We start from the raw sequence: 18233 nt of genomic DNA, 5'->3' as shown, positions 1-18233 counted from the left end.
TACCGTCGAAGTCTATTTGCCCGATCTTTCGATCAGACCGCAAGAACCTCGCCGTCCACGTTTCTCTTTCTTCCAATCTTCACAATGTCAAAGAACTGACCCCGGATGCGTCTCTCGACGGCGGCGTCGGTGGAAGCTAGGCTTCCAAATTCCTAGAGAACAGAAACCTATCTTCCGGTTGCCCGGCAGCGGCTCTGCCCTTTCAGTAAACGCTGAACAGTGGGAGCAGCAAGTGCTCGGCGTCGTCAGCGAGGCCGGGTTGTATTCGAGGCGCCCTAGCCTGTCAACACCCTGTTTTCAGCTTCCGGAAGGCCCGAATTTTGAAAACCTGAAATCGCTAATTTCTTTGCAATTTCAGTGGCTTGCTTCAGTCTTTGGCGTCGTTTCCGGCGCCGCGGTCTTCAGCGATTGGCGGGTTATATGGGTGACCCCTTGGGGTGTCAACCGGCCAAGATGACGAATCTGACATTTTCGCCGGCACCGGGCCGGACCGCCATCCAACCCGTACACGTGGGTATATAGCACGCGCGCGCGGACACTGTCATCTGGGGTTCGCAATCAGCTTGTTCAAGGGAACTTCGGGTGGGTCTTGGGCCTGTGGAAATCTCCGTGCGGCGCGAAATCTGCGCCTGAACTGGTGCGAGATTCCTTTCGCCGATTGCCGAGATGGCCTCGCGATCGCCCGTGCCAGCTGGTGACTCGCTGCAGCTCTCCCTGCCCTATCAGGTCCGAGGCCTAGTTTTGCCGCATTGTCCTCCCACCAAGAGCCGTGGCCAGTGAGTTGACTCGCGCGTGAGTGCGCGGCACTGCTTCTGGCCAAGGGGCGTAGGGCTTCGGCATCAGGCAGCAGGCGAACAGGGTTGAACCCAGCACAGCGTAATCGCACCGCCGCGCTTCTCAAGGCCAGTGGCTTCGAGGACGGTCCGGCACTGACCGTGCAATCCACCGATGGTGAGATTCCGCATGGCCGCGAACTGAGCTTCGCCTGGCTCACCGGTACGGTGATGACCGGCCTCACCTCGGTGCTGCTGATGGGCGCCGCCCTCTATGTGTCGTTCGAGGGCCAGGACACGTTCTCCACCGCCTACGAGGCGCTGCAGCTCATCACCAAGCCAGCCGAGGCTCCCGCCGATTCACAGGTCAAGGGCGATCGCATTCGTCCGGTGGCCAAGACCCAGTCGGAGCTCGAGATCGTCGAGGCCTCGATCCGCGAGACCGTCGATGGCCGCGCCCTGATCCGGAAGCAACCTTTCGTCCGCGTCCGCGCGACGCTCGCCACCGCCGCGACCGCGCTCTCGGGCGATATTCCCGACTACGACCCCGTGGCGATGATCGATGCCAGCCAACCGGTGGTGAGCGACGACGACGATGTCGCCAACCCCGAGATCTACGGCGCCGAGGTGGAAGGCGAGGTCCAGATCAAGACCGCCGCCCTGCCCGCGACCTTCGTTCCCGCTCCAGCCATCAGCGACAAGAGCGCTTCCGACTTCGTACGCCTGACGGTGGAGAATCTGTTTGCCGAAGGCGGCGGCGAAGGTGAAGTGGCGCTGGCCTATGCCGCCCCCGACACCGGCGTCCGCGATCTCGGTGTCGTCACCGATGGTGGGCTCTCGGGCGTCGCGGAAAATGTCAGCATCCTTCCCAAGACCAAGCTGGCGGAGGAAGCCGGGTTGGGCCGGTCCGAGCGCGTCGTCACAGTGCGTGAGGCGGGCTCGCTGAAGGACCCGCTGCTGAAGAACGGTTTCGACCCCCAGACCTACGAGATGATTTCGGCGACGCTGAAGAACGTGCTGCAATCGACCAACGTGCCGGGTGGCGCGCGACTGCGTATCCTGATGGGCCCGTCGCGCAACTCGCAGACGCTGATTCCGCATCGCCTCAGCATCTACTTCCCCGATCCCAAATCCGGCGAGATCAAGCACGCGGCCACCGCTGCGCTGACCGACCGCGGCAGCTATGTGCTCGGCCTCGAGCCCCCCAAGATCGAATTCCCGGACGAAGACACCGAGGAAATCAACGTCAACAACCTGCCATCCGTTTATCGCTCGATCTGGGAAACGGCGCGCAAGCACGACATCGACGACGCCATCACCTCGCGCATCGTCGCGATGTTCGCTTACGACATCGACCTGACCAAGCGCATCAGCGCCGGCGACTCCATCGAAATTCTCGAAACCGAGAAGGACGCGACCGGACACCAGGAACTGCTTTATGTGGGGCTGAAGCTTGGCACCACGACGCGCGAGCTGTTCCGCTTCCGCACCGATGACGGCACCGTCGATTTCTACGATCCGGACGGCGAGACCGGGAAGCGCTTCCTCACCCGGCGGCCGCTGCAGGGTGGCGGGCGTCTCGCCAGCCGCTTCGGCAACCGCGTCCATCCGATCTTCAAGTCGCGCCGCATGCACACCGGCGTCGACCTCGCCTCGAAGACCGGCACGCCGATTTATGCCTCTGGCGACGGGGTGGTCGAGAAGGCGCAGTGGGTTTCGGGCTATGGCAAGTATGTCGAGCTCAAGCACGTCAACGGCTTCGAGACCGGCTACGGCCACATGAGCCGCATCGCCGACGGCATGAAGCCGGGTGCCAAGGTGCGGCAGGGCCAGATCATCGGCTATGTCGGCTCGACCGGTAACTCCACTGGCCCGCACCTGCACTTCGAGATCAAGGTCAACGGCCGCTTCGTCGATCCGCTGAGCGTCAAGCTCCCGCGCGACAAGTCGCTGGCCGCCCAGTACGAGGGCAATTTCGAGCAGACCATCGCCCAGATCCGCGACCTGATGAAGCGCGACGCCGCGCCGATGACGGTGGCCTCGCTGAACTAGGCCTGGCGGCCCCCGGTCCTCTCCACATCCCCGGCGTCACGCGAAAGCGGAGACTCCGTTTTTCGCGCCCGAGGCGCCATCGCGGCGGGAATGCCCCGGTAGCTGGGAGGCCTCCCGCGCCTGCGCATCGCCTATCCGGCCTTCTTCTTCAGTTTGTTCTCCTGGGTAAACCAGGCGATGACCGCCGACAGCAGTGCCAGCGCGGCGTTGCCGTAGGCGACGGCGCCGAAGGCGGCGTTGTTGGCGACCTGACGCGCCGTTTCTGCATCGGCGGCAAGTGGTACGTCGGGCTGCATGCCGAAGAACACCGGCAATTCTGCAAAGCCCCCCAGCGAGCGCTCGAACACGAAGGCCGCAACCCCGCCCATCAGCGCCACGGCGAGGAGACCGGCGACGCGCGCCACCGCGTTGTTGACCCCCGACGCAAGGCCGGTATCTCGATCCTCGACCGAGGTCATCACGGCGGTAGAGAGCGGCGACACCACCGCACTCATGCCGATGCCCAGCAGGATGGTCTGCGGCAGCACCGCGATCCAGATGTTCTGCAGCGGCGCAAGGAGACCCAGGAGCGCAAAGGAAAGCGCCACGATGGCAGCGCCGCCGGCAATCATCGGTCCCGGCCCCACCTTGTCGGCAAGCCGGCCGGCGTAAGGTGACAAGAGGGTGAGCGCGATGCCGAGCGGCAGGAAGACGATCGACACCTCGGCTGCCGTGACACCCCAGCCGCCGATCAATGTCATCGGCAGGAAGAAGCTGATGGCGGCGAGCGCAAAGTAGAGCGTGAAGGTCAGCCCCTGCGCTCCGGAAAAGGCGGCGTTCCTGAAATGGTGCAGCGGCAGCATCGGCGCACTGCTGCGCGCCTCCCATACAATGAAACCGACCAGTGCGACGATGCCGATGCCGCAATAGATGAGGATGTGGCTGAGCATCGGCGCGTTGCCACCCGTCCCGGTGAGGCCCAAAGCGATGAGCAACAGCGCCACCGTGATCAGCGCGCCACCGACCAGGTCGAGCCGCCTGCCCTCTTCCGGCTGATCGGCTGGAACCTTGAGGAACAGCAACGCCAGCGCGATACCACCGAGCGGCAGGTTGATGGCGAACACCAGCCGCCAACTCCAGTCGCCCATCGTGGTGAGCACGAACCCGCCGATCACCGGCCCGAGAATCGTGGTGAGCGACGAGAACGCCGACCAGAGGCCGATCGCCTTGCCACGCTCTTCGCGCGGATAGGCCTTGGCGATGATCGCGAGGCTGCCCGGCACCATCAGAGCTGCGCCGAGTCCTTGCACGGCTCGAGCGATAATGAGGAAGGTCGGGTTCGGCGCCACCGCACAGACCAGCGACGCGACGACGAACAGCACGATGCCGATCGCGAAGACGTTCCTGAGCCCGAAGCGGTCGCCCGCCGCGCCGCCAATCAGCAGCAGCGAGGCGAGAAACAGCATGTAGGCGTTCGACACCCACTGCGCGTCGGCCAGCGTCGCACCGAGATCCGCCCTGATGGCCGGGGTGGCGATCGACAGCACCGAGCCGTCGATGAATCCCATCGAAGAGGCGAGGATGGCCGCGACGAGCACATAGATACGATTCCCGGCCGGACAGAAGGTGGCCGGCGCGGCACTTGATTTGACGTCGTTCATCCCCGGCTCCCTCTGACTGGCCGGGAGCCTACGCCTTCTCGATCCATACGGCGAGTTCGTTGCCGCCCGGTTCGCGGAAGTGGAACCGCCGACCGCCCGGGAAATCGAAGGCCGGCTTGGTGATCTCGCCCCCCGCCGCCAGCACTTCGCGCTCGGCCAGTTCGAGATCCTCGGTGCGGATCACGGCCAGGGGCTTTTCGGTCCGCCCCTCACCTGAGTCGATGCCGGCATCGATCCCCGCATCGTTGATCGCCTCGTAGGACGGCCCATAGCTGGTAAACGCCCAGCCGAAGGCCTCGGCGAAGAAGCGATGGCTGTTCTGCACGCTGGTGGAGGGGAACTCGAGGTAGTCGATCTGGTACCGCTGCTTCATCTTCGACACTCCTGTTCTCTTTTTGTTCCTATAGCACCCCGAACCTGCTGGCAATCGACCCGCGGTCAAACTTATCGGCTGGCGGGTGGTTGACGGGCCAGCATTTCGAGCAGCAGCGGGTATACCAATTCGGTCCTGGCCCCCGGCATGCGGGGGTCGATCAGGTCGTGCGGCAGCCGGTCGGAGCGCGGCAGCACCTCGACGTCCACCGTGCTGCCCCTGCTCCGCCACGCCGCGATCAGCTGGCGCGCCAGCTCGTTGTTCACTGCGAAATCGGCGTCGTTCAGCAGCATGCCGAGCCCGGCTGCACGCGGCGGATCGGCCCGCGCTCCGTCGCCGATGACCTCGCCAAGCCGCATGAACTGCGCCAGCGCGTGAGTCGGGATGCGCGGATAGGAGTGCTCCATGCCCGGCGATCCCTCGGGCTCGAGCGGGTTCCACAACAGCATCGTGTTGGGCATCATGAGCAGCAGGTTGGCAGCGGCGCGATTGGCCCAGGGCGGCACGAAATGCGGGCCGAGGAAAGGCGACACCGCCACTGTGTGCGCCACATCGGCCCGGTATTGCGCCGCCCAGGCAGTCATCGCCCCGCCGGCCGACATGCCGATGACCGTCACCTCGTCGCCGAGCCCATGCGCGAGGTCGATAGCCTCGTCGGTGCTCGCCACCATGGTCTCGGCATCGAGATCGACCAGCGCCAGCGCCATCTGGTCGGCCTCGCCATGGCCCGGCCAGCGCGGCAGGTAGACGTTGTAGCCAAGCGCGAACAGCTGCTGCGCCAGTTCCTCCGCCTGCAGCGGGCAGTTGGTGAGACCATGCAGGTAGACCACCACGCCGGCGACTTTCGCACCGTGACTGAGGAGGCGGGAACGGCAGCCTGGGTGCAACGGCCGTGCTGCCTCGTCGGCCTCGATGGCGGCGAATGCGGCAACTGCCGCGTCGTAGGTAGCGACCGGCGCGGTGGACGGACGATTCTCGGCGAGACTTTCGGCATCAAGTGGCAATTGGGAGAGCCGGATGAAGCCGGCGGTCAGCGCCAGGGCGACCATGGTCAGAACAGCCGCGCCGAGCTTGGCCAGCCACGGTATCGGCCGCGGCGCTGTCCGTGGATAGACCGGCCGCAACAGCAGCGCGGTCAGCACTCCGGCTCCGGCCATGATCAGGGCCGCGGCGAAGCCGGTGGTCAACAGGGTAAGGATCGCGAGTTCCAGGACGCCGAAGCCGCGCTCGGCGAAAGCGGGGGGTTCAATCGGCCTGCTCTGCAGATCGGCGAGGCCGAGCACGATCGGATAGGAGAACAACCCCACCAGCATGCCGGCAAAGGCGCCGCGCGCCAGCGACAGGCGTCGCGGCCAGCCGATGACAGTCCACCACGCCAGATAGCCGGTGAGAAACGTGCCGGCAAATGTGCTGATCCAGCCGCCCGGTGACATCTCCACCCCGAGCGGCCCGCCCACGTCGAAACCGATAACCGGCGCGGCAACCACGGCAGCGAGACCGAAGATGGCGGCGGCAACCAGCGTCCACCACCATTGTCCGGCAGCCTGCCGGTTCGTCACTTGGTCACGGCCTTGTCCGGATGAACCGCCGCGAGGCGCTCGGCAACCACCAGCTTCAGCTTCTCGATCGCCGCGTCGTCCCAGCCGGGCGGCTCAACCAGCGCACGCCACGCATCGATATAGTCGGAACCCGAGTAGTTGTGGCCGTAGCCGGGGGGCACGTCGAGCGCCAGCGCCATGTCCATGCCCAGCTGCAGGAAGGTGACCAGCGGGTACCAGTTGAGAATCGGCGAGACGTCATGCGCCCGCTCGCCTTTCAGCCAGTCCGGCGCCCGGTGCAGCGCGTCGAAGCTGAAGAACACGATTGGGTCGCTGGCATGCTGCAGGAAGGCGATGCGCATCGGCCCCCAGGGGATGCCGGGGACTTCGAGCCCGCCGCCCTGGTTGCTGAAGCGGATGGTGGTCTCGTTGCCGAAGCGCGGCAGCCACTCGGGCGAGCCCGGCTGGCGGTTGTTGGTGGCCCAGCGCCAGATACCACTGGTGTAGGGCGGCCCTACCCACAGCGCGCCCTGGAACGGATCCTGCAGCACGTCGAAGAAATGCGTCGAGGCCTGCGAGGCATGTGCGCCGAGGCTCAGGCCGTTGAGGTAAAGCCGCGGCCGCCGATCATGCGGCAGCGTCGTCCAGTACGCATAGACGACGTTGAACAGCGCTTGCGCAGCGTCGCTCCCGTAGTCCGGCTCGACAATGAGCGATAGCGGGCTGAGCAGATAGGAATATTGCAGCGACACCGATGCGACATCGCCTGCCATCAGGTATTCGAGCGTATCCACGCCGGCCGGATCGACCCAGCCGGTGCCGACCGGCGTGATCACCACCAGCACGGCGCGATCGAACGCGCCGACTCGCTTCATCTCGGCCAATGCCAGTGCCGCCCGCTCCTCGATGCTGTCGGCGGAGCGCAGCCCGACCGACACACGCAGCGGCTCCAGCGCCGGCCGCCCGATGACCATCTCGATATCGGCCTTGGTTGGGCCGGAAGCGACATACATGCGGCCATCGCGCCCGATGGTGCTCCAGTCGATCAGCGATTGCGTACTGCCCGATTGCAGCGGACCGGCCGGCGGCGTGCCGAACTGGCCCGCAATACTATCGAGCCGGAGGAAGAACTCATCGGCGGCGCGCAGCGCCCCGCGCAGCAGCAACCCGTTGAACAGAGTGGTGACGACGATACCGACCACCACCAGACTGCCCACCATCGCCACCCGGCGCGGCACATAGCGCACCAGCCACTGCGACACGAAACTGACGCCGTAGACCAGCAGCCTGCCGATGACGATCAGGATGGCGGCCGGGACGAGGGCGATCAGCAGCACCCAGAGCGGGTGCCCGCTCTCGACCGGCGACATCCCCATCACCGCGCGGACGGAGTTCTGCCAGCCGGTGGTCTGGTAAAGGCAGACGGCCATCAGGATGATGCAGCCGATCGCCACGACCAGCTTGAGCCAGGCGGTGTATTTCGAGTCCGGCAGCTTCAGCCCCATGTAGTCCCACAGCCACTCGAGGAACACCCCGATGCCGTAGCCGATGGCGAAGGCGCATCCGGAGAGCATGCCCTGGATCAGCGCGCCGCGGGGCAGCAGCGAGGGGGTCAAGGCCAGCGAGAACAGGATGGATCCAACCACCAGACCCATCTCGGAGAACAGGCCGATCAGCCGCAGGAGCCATCTGGGGAGTTGCACATCATCCTCCGGAGCTGGCCGCTCGGATCTCTGGACGCACTAGACTTGCAGCGTTGCTGCCGACAACCGATCAATATTGGCCGCGCAATTTTACCGTCATTGCGCAGGCGATTACAGCACCGGCGTGCATACCAAATTGCCGAGATATTCCCTGCAATCGGATGCTACACTCTACTGCAAGATATTGCGGCGCAGGGTCGTTCCCAAGATGTCAGAGATCGAAATGAGCGACCAGCCGAACAACACGCCACCACGCCACGCCGCCCACCATTGGTGGACATTGATCGCCGGCATCGTCTTTGCGCTCGCCGCGCTCGTCGCCGTGCCGCTCACCGGCGTCCGCATTCTCGAGCTCGTCGACAATACCAAGGGCGAGGTCACCTGGACCACGCTGTTTGCGGGCGTGTTCCTAACCGGACGCTTCGGCTGGTGGCTGCTGCTGGCGCGCGGGCACCGCTTCACCCTGATGCGCGGAGCCGCGGCCGGTGTGCTCGTCGCCTTCCTGTCCTACCCAGTGGTGCTGGTGCTGGCCGACATCTTCCAGCGCGGCTGGCGCGAGCCGCAGGACATGTTCAGCTACCAGAGCCGCACCGGCAACGTGCTCGTCCGAATCGTCGTCACGCTTGTAACGACGGGGTTCGCCGCGACGTTGACCTTCGCCGTGGTTGGCGTGGCCTTGGTCTGGGTGCTGCACCGCAGGTCGCCCGATGCGCGCCCCGAACGTCGCAGCTTCTGGCGCACCATCCCCCGACTGGCTGGCACGCTGGCGCTGCTCACCGTGCTGTTTCTCGTCGGCAGCTTCACCTTCCTGACGCTGATGCCGCTCAACACCGCTGGGCTGACCGGCGCGGCGCCCGCCGACGCACAGCCCGTCGCGTACGAGCAGTCCCTTGCCGGCTTCGACGCAGTCCGGCAACGCGAAGCGGCCCTGCCGCTCAACCCGCGCTGCCTGTCGCAGCTGCTGACGCATGGCGAGAAGGTGAAGCGCGTCGTGGTGTTCTTCCACGGGCTGACCAACTGCCCGGCACAGGCAGAGAAACTGGCGCCGCAGCTGTTCGCGCTCGGCTACAACGTCTACGTGCCCCGTATGCCGCAGCATGGAGATGCCGACCAGTTGAGTCTGGCGCTCGCCGACCTCACGGCCGAACAGCTGGTCGCCGAGGCCAATGAGACCATGGCGATCGCCAAGGGCTTGGGCGACGAGGTGGTAATCACCGGGCTGTCGGCCGGCGGCATTCTCTCGTCGTGGCTCGCGCAGTATCGCGCCGATGCCGACCAGTCGATTTCGATGGCGCCGTTCTTCGGCCCGCACGTCCTGCCCAAATGGGCCAACCGGGCGGCAACCAACCTGTTGCTGCTGTTGCCCAATATGATGGTGTGGTGGGACCCCAAGACCCAGCAGAACCCGCCGGGCATGACCTATGCCTATCCCCGCTTCGCTACTCACGGACTGGCGCAGGCGATGCGGCTGGGCGAATCGGTGATGGAGGCCGCGCACCACGAGGCACCGCTGGGATCCGGCATCGCCATGCTGCTGAACGAAGCCGACGACGCGGTCAGCAACCCGCTGGCGGAGGACCTTGTGGCGGACTGGCAAAAGCACGGGGCGACGGTGAATGTCGAAACGCTGCCGCTGACGCTGGGACTGGGACACGACCTGATCGACCCGCACCAGCCGACCGGCAATCCGGCGCTGGTCTATGGGCTGCTCATCGACATGATGAACGGCGTCGAACCGGCCCTGCAGCAGCCATAGCCATTCTGCGAATTCGCTGCCGATCCGGGAGCCGGGCCCTGCTCCGCGGGTCGCGTCACGAGGTCCGACTGAAGCTGAAGAGGTGCCGGCCAAGTGCATCGGCAAAGAACTGACGACTGCTAACCTCGTCTATGCTTGGAAATTCAACATCATCGATCTCACGACCCCTACCAGCCGCGCTTTCGCTCGTTTTGTTCCATATTTGTTCTTGTATGGTTCCCGCTGGAACTGAAGTGAAAGCGCCCAGTCTGCTCTGTATGAAGCCGTACTAAAATTTGCGGCCTCTGCCAGTCCCGCCACAAGCTCAGCGTCCAGAATAAGAAGGGCCGACCCTTCGGCCGGCCCCAGACTCTTAAGCCGCGGCGTCGATGCCGGGCTGTTCGACACCCGCGGCCCTGAGGAACAGGCCGCTGTCGCCACCATCGACCACGACGGTCTGCCCGTCGCTGACCCGGCCGGCGAGGATCTCCTCGGCGAGACGATCCTGCACCTCGCGCTGGATCACCCGCTTCAGCGGTCGTGCGCCATAGGCCGGGTCGTACCCCTCGTTGGCGAGCCACTCGCGTGCCGCCGGAGTGAGCTCGAGCGAGATATCCCGCTCCTTGAGCAGCCCGCGCAAGCGGCCAAGCTGGATATCGACGATGGCACCCATGTGGTCGCGCTGCAGCCGGTGGAAGACGATGATGTCGTCGATCCGGTTGAGGAACTCCGGCCGGAACGAGGCCTTCACCACGTCGAGCACCTTGCCGCGCACCAGTTCCACCGATTCGCCGTCCTTGAGGTTGACGAGATACTCGGAGCCGAGGTTCGAGGTCATGATGATCAGCGTGTTGCGGAAATCCACCGTCCGCCCCTGCCCATCCGTCAGCCGCCCGTCGTCGAGCACCTGGAGGAGGACATTGAACACGTCCGGATGCGCCTTCTCGATCTCGTCGAACAGCACGACCTGGTAGGGCCGGCGCCGCACCGCCTCGGTCAGCACCCCGCCCTCGTCATAGCCGACATAGCCCGGAGGGGCGCCGATCAGGCGCGCGACCGAGTGCTTTTCCATGAACTCCGACATATCGAGCCGCACCAGCGCGTGCTCGTCGTCGAACAGGAACTGCGCGAGGCTCTTGGTGAGCTCGGTCTTGCCGACACCGGTTGGCCCGAGGAACATGAACGAGCCGATCGGCCGGTTCGGATCCTGCAGCCCGGCGCGGGCGCGGCGAACGGCCTTCGCCACCGCTTCAACCGCTTCAGCCTGGCCGATGACGCGCTTGCCCAGTTCGGTTTCCATGGCCAGCAGCTTCTCGCGCTCGCCTTCGAGCATGCGATCGACCGGAATGCCGGTCCAGCGGCTCACGACACCAGCGATGTGGCTCGGCGTTACCACTTCCTCGACCATCGGATTGTCCGGCTTGCCGTCGCCATTCGGGTCGTCTGCCAGCTTGATCTTCTTCTCGAGATCCGGAATCACGCCATAGGCCAGCTCGCCGGCACGCGCGAGGTTCCCCTGCCGCTGTGCCAGTTCGAGATCGGTGCGGGCCTTGTCGAGCTCTTCCTTGAGCTTCTGAGACCCCTGCATGCGCAGCTTCTCATTCTGCCAGCGGGTGGTCAGCGCATTGGCCTGCTCCTCGAGGTCGGCGAGTTCCTGCTCCAGGCGACCGAGCCGGGTCTTCGAACCCTCGTCGGTTTCCTTCTTCAGCGCCTCGCGCTCGATCTTCAGCTGCATGATGCGGCGGTCGAGCTCGTCGAGCTCCTCCGGCTTCGATTCGGCCGCCATGCGCAGCCGCGCCGCCGCCTCGTCGATCAGGTCGATTGCCTTGTCGGGCAGGAACCGATCCGCGATGTAGCGCTTCGACAGCGTCGAGGCGGCAACGATGGCCGAATCGGAGATGCGGATGCCGTGATGCAGCTCGTACTTTTCCTTGAGTCCGCGGAGGATCGAGATCGTGTCCTCGACCGTCGGCTCATCGACGAACACCGGCTGGAAGCGACGGGCCAGGGCCGCGTCCTTCTCGACATGCTTCCGGTACTCATCCAGCGTCGTCGCGCCGACGCAGTGGAGTTCACCGCGGGCGAGCGCCGGCTTCAGCAGGTTCGACGCGTCCATCGCGCCATCGGTCTTGCCGGCGCCGACGAGCGTGTGCATCTCGTCGATGAACAGTATGATCTGCCCATCGGCCGAGGAAATCTCGTTGAGCACGGCCTTCAGCCGCTCCTCGAACTCGCCGCGATACTTCGCGCCGGCGATCAGCGCGCCCATGTCGAGCGACAGCAGCGACTTGTTCTTGAGCGATTCCGGCACGTCGCCATTGACGATGCGAATGGCGAGGCCCTCGACGATGGCGGTCTTGCCGACGCCGGGTTCGCCGATCAGCACCGGGTTATTCTTGGTACGGCGGCTCAGCACCTGCACCGTGCGGCGAATCTCTTCGTCGCGGCCGATCACCGGATCGATCTTGCCCTCGCGGGCCGCCTCGGTGAGGTCGCGGGCGTATTTCTTCAGCGCATCATAGCTGTTCTCGGCCGACGCCGAATCGGCGGTGCGGCCCTTGCGGATCTCGTTGATCGCCTCGTTCAGTCCCTGCGGGGTGACGCCGGCGGAGGCCAAGATCTTGCCCGCGTCGATATCCTTTTCGACCGCCAGGGCGAGCAGCAGCCGCTCGACCGTAACGAACGAGTCGCCGGCCTTCTGCGCAGCCTTTTCGGCCGTATCGAAGACCCGCGCCAGTTCACGGCTGAGATACAGCTGCCCGGCATCGCCGGAAACTTTGGGGATGCGGGCCATCGCCGCTTCGGTTTCGGCCCGCGCAATCTTGGCGTCGCCGCCGGCCTTGGTGATGAGACCGGCCGACATGCCCTCGTCGTCGTCCAGCAGGACCTTCAACAGGTGCAGCGGTGCGAACTGCTGGTGGCCATTGCTGAGCGCCAGCTGCTGCGCATTCTGGATGAAGCCGCGCGCGCGCTCGGTGTATTTCTCGATATTCATTCAACTCTCCTCGTCTGGCACGTCGGACCCGCCCTGAGTGAGGCACGCATCCAACGCCTGAAGCGTTGATTTGGCTCAAACGAAATCGCAGTTGGAATCGACCAAGCCAGATCAGGACCGGGTGCCCGCTCGGCGGCGCTTCCCGGTCTCGACGGAGATATAGGGAGCGCCGGACAAAACAAAAGGCCGGGAGCGATCCCGGCCTTCATGGTTTTTTCCAAGGCGTCTCGGCTTACTCAGCCGGCGTGTTGCCGGCCGTCAGGAAAGCCGGCAGCTCGCCGACGTCGGGCTGCGGTGCACCAGCGGGATCGGCCCCGCCTTCGCCACCCTGCCCGCGCGACCGGCGGCGCGGCCGGCGATCGCGACGACGTGGTTCGCCTTCGGCCTGCGGTGCATCGCCCTCGGCCTGCGGCGCAGCCGCGGCAGTCTCGACGACAGCCATCACCACCGGCTCGCTGCCGGGGATCGGCTGCTGCTGCGGTTGCTGCTGCTGGTCGTGCTGCTGTTGCGGCTGCTGGTTGAACTGGCGCGGTTCTGGCGACGCAAACCGATCGTTCATCGGCTCGAAATCGTCGTCGTAATCGTCCTCGTTGGTCGGCTGGCCGAACTGGTCGCGCTGCTGACCCTGCTGCGGCTGAGCAGCACTGAGAATGCGGAAGTAGTGCTCCGCATGCTGCAGGTAATTCTCGGCCATCACGCTGTCGCCGGAGGACTGCGCGTCGCGAGCGAGCTGCAGGTACTTCTCGGCGATGTGCGAGGCGTTGCCGCGCACCTTCACGTCGGGGCCATTGCTCTCGTAGTTGCGGCTCAACGGGTTGCCGTGCTTGCGGCCACCATTGTTGTTCCGGCCACGGGAGCGGTTCTTGTTGTTGTTCTGCTGATTGTTAGGTCTCATCGTCTCTTTTCAAGCCTTGGAAAAGAATACTGAAGGCAACATTGGGGACATCAGCACCGGGGGCCACAGGCGCCAATTGGGCGCGGGCGGTCTCGTTCCAGCGGTGCCTGAGCTATCGCGTGTTGAACCACTTGTTGCTCATCAAGGCGCCTCGGTTCCTCGTCCGAGAATCGAACACTGCTAAATGCAGCTTCGCCGATGAGCGGGTGGCCGTCACCTTGGCGCGATCTGCTCGCACCGTTGACAGCACCGGGAACCTATCTGGTTCGCCCCGGCTTTCCAAGCACAAAATATGGGCGCTCCTCGCGGATACTCAAGAGCCAAGGTTCAGCCTGGCAACAATCATGCGGTCATGGTCCGAAAGATCGCGCGCTACTTCGACCTCGGCAAAGCCGGCGCCGACGAAGATGTCGCTCACCGCCACGCCCTGGCTGGAGCCGATTTCAAGCAGCAGCACGCCCTCGGGTGCGAGGAACAATCCGGCCTCGGCGGCGATCGCCCGGTAAGCGGCAAGTCCATCGGGACCGCCGTCGAGCGCCAGCCGCGGATCGTGCTCGCGCACCTCGGGCATCAGGCCGGCAATCTCCGCGGTCTCGATATAGGGCGGGTTCGAGGTGATGAGGTCGAACCGCTCGCCCGGCTCCAGCGGATCGAACCACGAGCCTTTGAGCGTTGTCAGCCGGCTGCCGACGCCGTGCCGGTTGGCATTGAAGCGGGCCATCTCCAGCGCCTCGGCGGAGAGGTCGACGGCGACACCGACAACGTCGGAATACTCGGTCAGCAACGAAATCGGGATGCACCCGGTACCGGTGCCAAGATCGAGGATGCGGGGCTTGTCGAGGGCACCGATGACTTCCAGCCCGCGCTCAACCAGGAGTTCGGTCTCCGGTCGCGGGACCAGCGTTGCCGCGTTGAGCTTGAAGCTCAGGCCCCAGAATTCCTTCTCGCCGAGGATTCGCACCACCGGCTCGCCCTTGAGGCGCCGCGCGGCAAAGGCTTCGAGCGCCTTCAGCTGCTTTTCCGGTACCTCTTCGCGCTCGCGGTTGACCAGCTCCAACCGGTCCATGTCGAAGGCCGCTTCAGCGAATAGCCGGGCGTCGAGTTCCGCCGTGTCGATGCCGGCCCGCCGGAACAGGTCGCGTACCCCTCGCCATGCTGCCCCTACGCTGAGTGTCAGGAAATCCCCTCCATGGCGGCGAGCTGCGCCGCCTGGTGTTCGGTGATGAGGGCCGAGATCAGCTCCTCCAGGGCATCGCCCGCAATCACCTTGTCGAGCTTGTAGAGCGTCAGATTGATCCGGTGATCGGTTACTCGTCCCTGAGGAAAGTTATACGTGCGAATGCGTTCCGACCGGTCGCCCGAGCCTACCTGCTCCTTGCGAGCTTCGGAGCGGGCACTGTCCCGGGCGTTGCGCTGCTCTTCATAGAGCCGCGCCTGCAACACCTTCATGGCAGTGGCGCGGTTCTGGTGCTGGCTCTTCTGCGAAGCGGTGACGACGATGCCCGACGGCAAGTGGGTGATGCGCACTGCCGAGTCGGTGGTGTTGACGTGCTGGCCGCCAGCACCGGACGACCGCATGGTGTCGATCCGGATATCCTCGGCCTTGATGTCGATGTCGATCTCCTCGACCTCGGGCAGCACGGCGACGGTGGCGGCGGAGGTGTGGATGCGGCCCTGCGTTTCAGTGGCCGGCACGCGCTGCACCCGGTGCACGCCCGATTCGTACTTGAGCTTGGCGTAGGCGCCCTTGCCGGTGATGTTGGCGACCACTTCCTTGTAGCCGCCGACTTCGCCCGGGCTCTCTTCCATCAGCGTGAACTTCCAGCCCTGGAGGTCCGCGTAGCGCTGGTACATGCGCAGCAGGTCGCCGGCGAACAGCGCCGCTTCATCACCACCGGTGCCGCCGCGCACTTCGAGGATCACACTTTTCTCGTCGGCCGCGTCCTTCGGCAGCAGGAGAATGCGAATCTCCGCGACCGATTGCTCGATCTTCGGCTTCAGCTCGCTGATCTCGGCGTTGGCCATCTCGGCCATTTCCTTGTCGCCGGACCCGGCCAGTTCCTCGGCGGATTCGAGGTCAGCCAGCAGCTTCTGGTAGGCCTGGATCGGCCGCACCATCGGCTCGAGCTCGGCATATTCCTTGCTCAGCTTCACGAACTGCTCGGCAGCCGGGCCGGAGGCCAGCGCTGCTTCGATAGAGTCGAACCGCTTGGTGAGGGCGTCGAGTTTGTCCTGCGGGAGGGAGGCCATTGATACCTAGATCACCAGGCCCTGCCGCCCCGCCCAATCGAGCAGCAGCTCGCGGATACTGGGGCCATGCGCGCCTTCGAGGAGGGCGGCGGAGACCGAATTGCGGATGGGAGTGAGTTCGGTGCCGAGGATCATTTCCTTGATCGGACCGATGGAAGGCGGGCTCATCGACAGCTTGGTCATCCCGATGGACAGCAACGCCAGCGACTCGACGGTCTTGCCGGCGAGCTCGCCGCACATGGTCAGCGGCACGTTGTAGCGCTTGGCCATATCGACGATGTGCTTGAGGGCGCGCAGCCGCGGCAGCGCGATCGGATCGTAGGACTTGGCGACGCGCTTGTTGCCACGGTCGGCCGCGGTTAGGAACATCACCAGGTCGTTCGAGCCGATCGAGACGAAATCCGCCTCTGGCAGCACTTGGTCGAGTTCCCACAGTAGCGAGGGCACCTCGATCATCGCGCCCAGTTCGAGCTTCGAAGGCACCGGCTGGCCGGCATGCTTCATGCGCTCGACTTCCTTGTTGACCACCAGTCGGGTCTGCCGGAACTCCCAGGCATCGGTGACCATCGGGACGAGAATCTTCATCGGCCCGCCATTGGCGGCCTGCAACAGCGCGCGGATCTGGATGCGCAACAGCCCCTGCCGGTCGAGTGCCAGGCGCAGCGAACGGAAGCCCATGGCCGGGTTCTCTTCGGCCTCGTAGCGCAAATACGGGATCACCTTGTCGCCGCCGATATCGAGCAGGCGAAAGACGATCGGCTTGCCTTCGGTGAGGCGGATCGCCTCGGAATAGAGTTCCACCTGTTCCTTCAGCCGCGGCAGGCGCGAGGCAATCATGAACTGCAGTTCGGTGCGGAACAGCCCGACCCCCGAGGCGCCCGTGTCCTGCAGCATCGGCAGGTCGGCGACGATGCCCGAGTTGTGCAGCAGCGTGATCTCGTGACCGTCGCGGGTGACCGCCGGTTTGTCCTTCAGCTCCAGGTAGTGGGCGCGGCGCTTGGCCCCCAGCCGCACCTTGTCGACATAGACCTGGATCATATCCGGAGTCGGCCGCAGGTAGACTGTGCCCGCCGCACCATCGACGATGATGTCGTCGCCCGATTCCGACATCGAGACGATGTTCTCGGCCTGCCCAACGGCGACGAGGCCGAGCGACTTGGCGACGATGGCGACGTGCGAGATCGCCGCGCCTTCTTCCAGCACCACGGCGCGCAGCCGCGTGCGGTCGTATTCCAGCAGGTCCGCCGGACCCATGTTGCGGGCGACGAGGATGGCGTTGTCGGGCAGGTCCTTCTTGCCCATGCCGCCGCCATTGCCGGTCAGCACCCGGAGGAGCCGGTTGGCGAGGTCGTCGAGGTCGTGAAGGCGGTCCTTGATGTATGGATCGGTCGATCGCATCATCCTCGCGCGGGTATCGTTCTGCACCCGCTCGACCGCCGCCTCGGCGGTGAGGCCGTTGTCGATTGCCTCGGTCAGCCGGTCGACCCAGCCGCGATCGTTGGCGAACATCCGGTAGCTCTCGAGGATCTCGCGATGATCCGAGAACGACTGCATGTCGCCATGGCTCAGCATCTGGTCGATCGAGAGGCGCATCCGGTCGAGCGCCTCGCGCAGCCGCCCCAGTTCGACCTCGGTGTCCTCGGCGACGAAATTGGTGACGACGACGCGCGGATCGTGCAGCACCACCTTGCCGAGCGCCACGCCGTCGGTGAACCCGGTGCCGTCGAAATGGCGTGGGCGGCGGAGGTCGATGTCCTGGCCCGGCTTGATCAGCGCATCGAAATCGGCGGTCGACATCATCTCGGCGAGCAATGTCGCCGTGGTCAGCATCGCCTCGATCTCGTCTTCGCCGTAGCTGTGCGAATTGCGGTTCTGCACCACCAGCACGCCAAGCGTCTGGCCGGCGCGCAGCACCGGCACGCCCAGGAAGGCCTGGAACGGATCTTCCCCGGTTTCCGGGCGATAGGCGAAGGCCGGGTGGGCCGGCGCATTATCGAGGCTAAGCGGTTCGGCCTGCGCCGCGATCAGGCCGACAAGGCCTTCGCCGAGCCGCAGCGTCGTCATGTGAACGGCGCTCGCCTCGAGGCCGCGGGTAGCGAACAGCTCGAGCGCGCCGTCATCGCGCAGCACGTAGAACGAACAGACGTCCGCGTGCATGTTGTCGGCAATGAGATTGACGATCTTGTCGAGCCGAGCCTGCGAAGCCAGCGGCTCCGCCATGGTTTCGCGCAGCTGCTTCAAAAGCACGCGCGGCCCGCTGATCGCTGTGGCCATGATTC

11 protein-coding genes are annotated in these 18233 nt (G+C 65.1%); 2 read left to right on the top strand and 9 right to left on the bottom strand.

Features of this window, described 5'->3' with window-relative positions; genetic code table 11:
• Nucleotides 1-860: 860 nt before the first annotated feature.
• Nucleotides 861-2825, top strand: a complete 1965-nt coding sequence (locus AC1DYL_RS21495) for a M23 family metallopeptidase (protein ID WP_477174706.1) — start codon at nt 861-863, stop codon at nt 2823-2825.
• 131 nt (nt 2826-2956) lie between these two features.
• Here AC1DYL_RS21495 and AC1DYL_RS21490 read toward each other — a convergent pair whose 3' ends face one another.
• The 4 genes from AC1DYL_RS21490 to AC1DYL_RS21475 form a co-directional block, all read right to left on the bottom strand.
• On the bottom strand, nt 2957-4465 hold the full coding sequence (locus AC1DYL_RS21490) for an MFS transporter (RefSeq protein ID WP_477174705.1): 1509 nt from the start codon (nt 4463-4465) through the stop codon (nt 2957-2959).
• A 28-nt stretch (nt 4466-4493) separates the two neighbouring features.
• On the bottom strand, nt 4494-4838 hold the full coding sequence (locus tag AC1DYL_RS21485) for a VOC family protein (RefSeq protein ID WP_477174704.1): 345 nt from the start codon (nt 4836-4838) through the stop codon (nt 4494-4496).
• A gap of 71 nt (nt 4839-4909) precedes the next feature.
• Complete coding sequence (locus AC1DYL_RS21480) at nt 4910-6397, bottom strand: alpha/beta hydrolase (protein ID WP_477174703.1); 1488 nt, start codon at nt 6395-6397, stop codon at nt 4910-4912.
• Nucleotides 6394-8079, bottom strand: coding sequence for an alpha/beta hydrolase (locus AC1DYL_RS21475; protein ID WP_477174702.1), 1686 nt, complete (start codon nt 8077-8079; stop codon nt 6394-6396). The genes AC1DYL_RS21480 and AC1DYL_RS21475 overlap by 4 nt, the downstream gene beginning before the upstream one ends.
• A gap of 223 nt (nt 8080-8302) precedes the next feature.
• Between AC1DYL_RS21475 and AC1DYL_RS21470 the strand changes: the two genes are divergently transcribed.
• Entirely contained in the window at nt 8303-9835 is a 1533-nt protein-coding gene (locus AC1DYL_RS21470; protein WP_477174701.1) for an alpha/beta hydrolase, read from the top strand.
• 352 nt (nt 9836-10187) lie between these two features.
• Here AC1DYL_RS21470 and clpB read toward each other — a convergent pair whose 3' ends face one another.
• From clpB to ptsP, 5 genes are all read right to left on the bottom strand, one after another.
• Entirely contained in the window at nt 10188-12809 is a 2622-nt protein-coding gene (gene clpB / locus AC1DYL_RS21465) for an ATP-dependent chaperone ClpB (protein WP_477174700.1), read from the bottom strand.
• Between the two features lie 232 nt (nt 12810-13041).
• Nucleotides 13042-13704 carry a DUF4167 domain-containing protein gene (locus AC1DYL_RS21460; protein ID WP_477174699.1) on the bottom strand — a complete coding sequence of 221 codons (663 nt, stop codon included), beginning with the start codon at nt 13702-13704 and terminating at the stop codon, nt 13042-13044.
• Between the two features lie 313 nt (nt 13705-14017).
• Nucleotides 14018-14881 (bottom strand): peptide chain release factor N(5)-glutamine methyltransferase, encoded by an 864-nt coding sequence (gene prmC, locus AC1DYL_RS21455; protein WP_477174709.1) that lies wholly within the window; start codon nt 14879-14881, stop codon nt 14018-14020.
• Nucleotides 14878-15954: a peptide chain release factor 1 gene (prfA, locus tag AC1DYL_RS21450; RefSeq protein ID WP_477174698.1), complete on the bottom strand. Its 1077-nt coding sequence runs from the start codon at nt 15952-15954 to the stop codon at nt 14878-14880. Before prfA ends, prmC begins: the two co-directional genes overlap by 4 nt.
• A gap of 6 nt (nt 15955-15960) precedes the next feature.
• Complete coding sequence (gene ptsP / locus AC1DYL_RS21445; protein WP_477174697.1) at nt 15961-18228, bottom strand: phosphoenolpyruvate--protein phosphotransferase; 2268 nt, start codon at nt 18226-18228, stop codon at nt 15961-15963.
• Between the last annotated feature and the right edge of the window lie 5 nt (nt 18229-18233).

This window comes from Devosia sp. P1_H9 (assembly GCF_056405135.1).
This window is presented reverse-complemented; position numbering and strand designations above follow the sequence as displayed.

What these genes read in the sequence shown, in the direction of transcription:
- ptsP (WP_477174697.1), bottom strand. Translation starts at nt 18,228, where the DNA reads ATGGCCACAGCGATCAGCGGGCCGCGCGTGCTTTTGAAGCAGCTGCGC.
- AC1DYL_RS21460 (WP_477174699.1), bottom strand. Translation starts at nt 13,704, where the DNA reads ATGAGACCTAACAATCAGCAGAACAACAACAAGAACCGCTCCCGTGGC.
- AC1DYL_RS21485 (WP_477174704.1), bottom strand. Translation starts at nt 4,838, where the DNA reads ATGAAGCAGCGGTACCAGATCGACTACCTCGAGTTCCCCTCCACCAGC.
- clpB (WP_477174700.1), bottom strand. Translation starts at nt 12,809, where the DNA reads ATGAATATCGAGAAATACACCGAGCGCGCGCGCGGCTTCATCCAGAAT.
- AC1DYL_RS21490 (WP_477174705.1), bottom strand. Translation starts at nt 4,465, where the DNA reads ATGAACGACGTCAAATCAAGTGCCGCGCCGGCCACCTTCTGTCCGGCC.
- AC1DYL_RS21470 (WP_477174701.1), top strand. Translation starts at nt 8,303, where the DNA reads ATGAGCGACCAGCCGAACAACACGCCACCACGCCACGCCGCCCACCAT.
- prfA (WP_477174698.1), bottom strand. Translation starts at nt 15,954, where the DNA reads ATGGCCTCCCTCCCGCAGGACAAACTCGACGCCCTCACCAAGCGGTTC.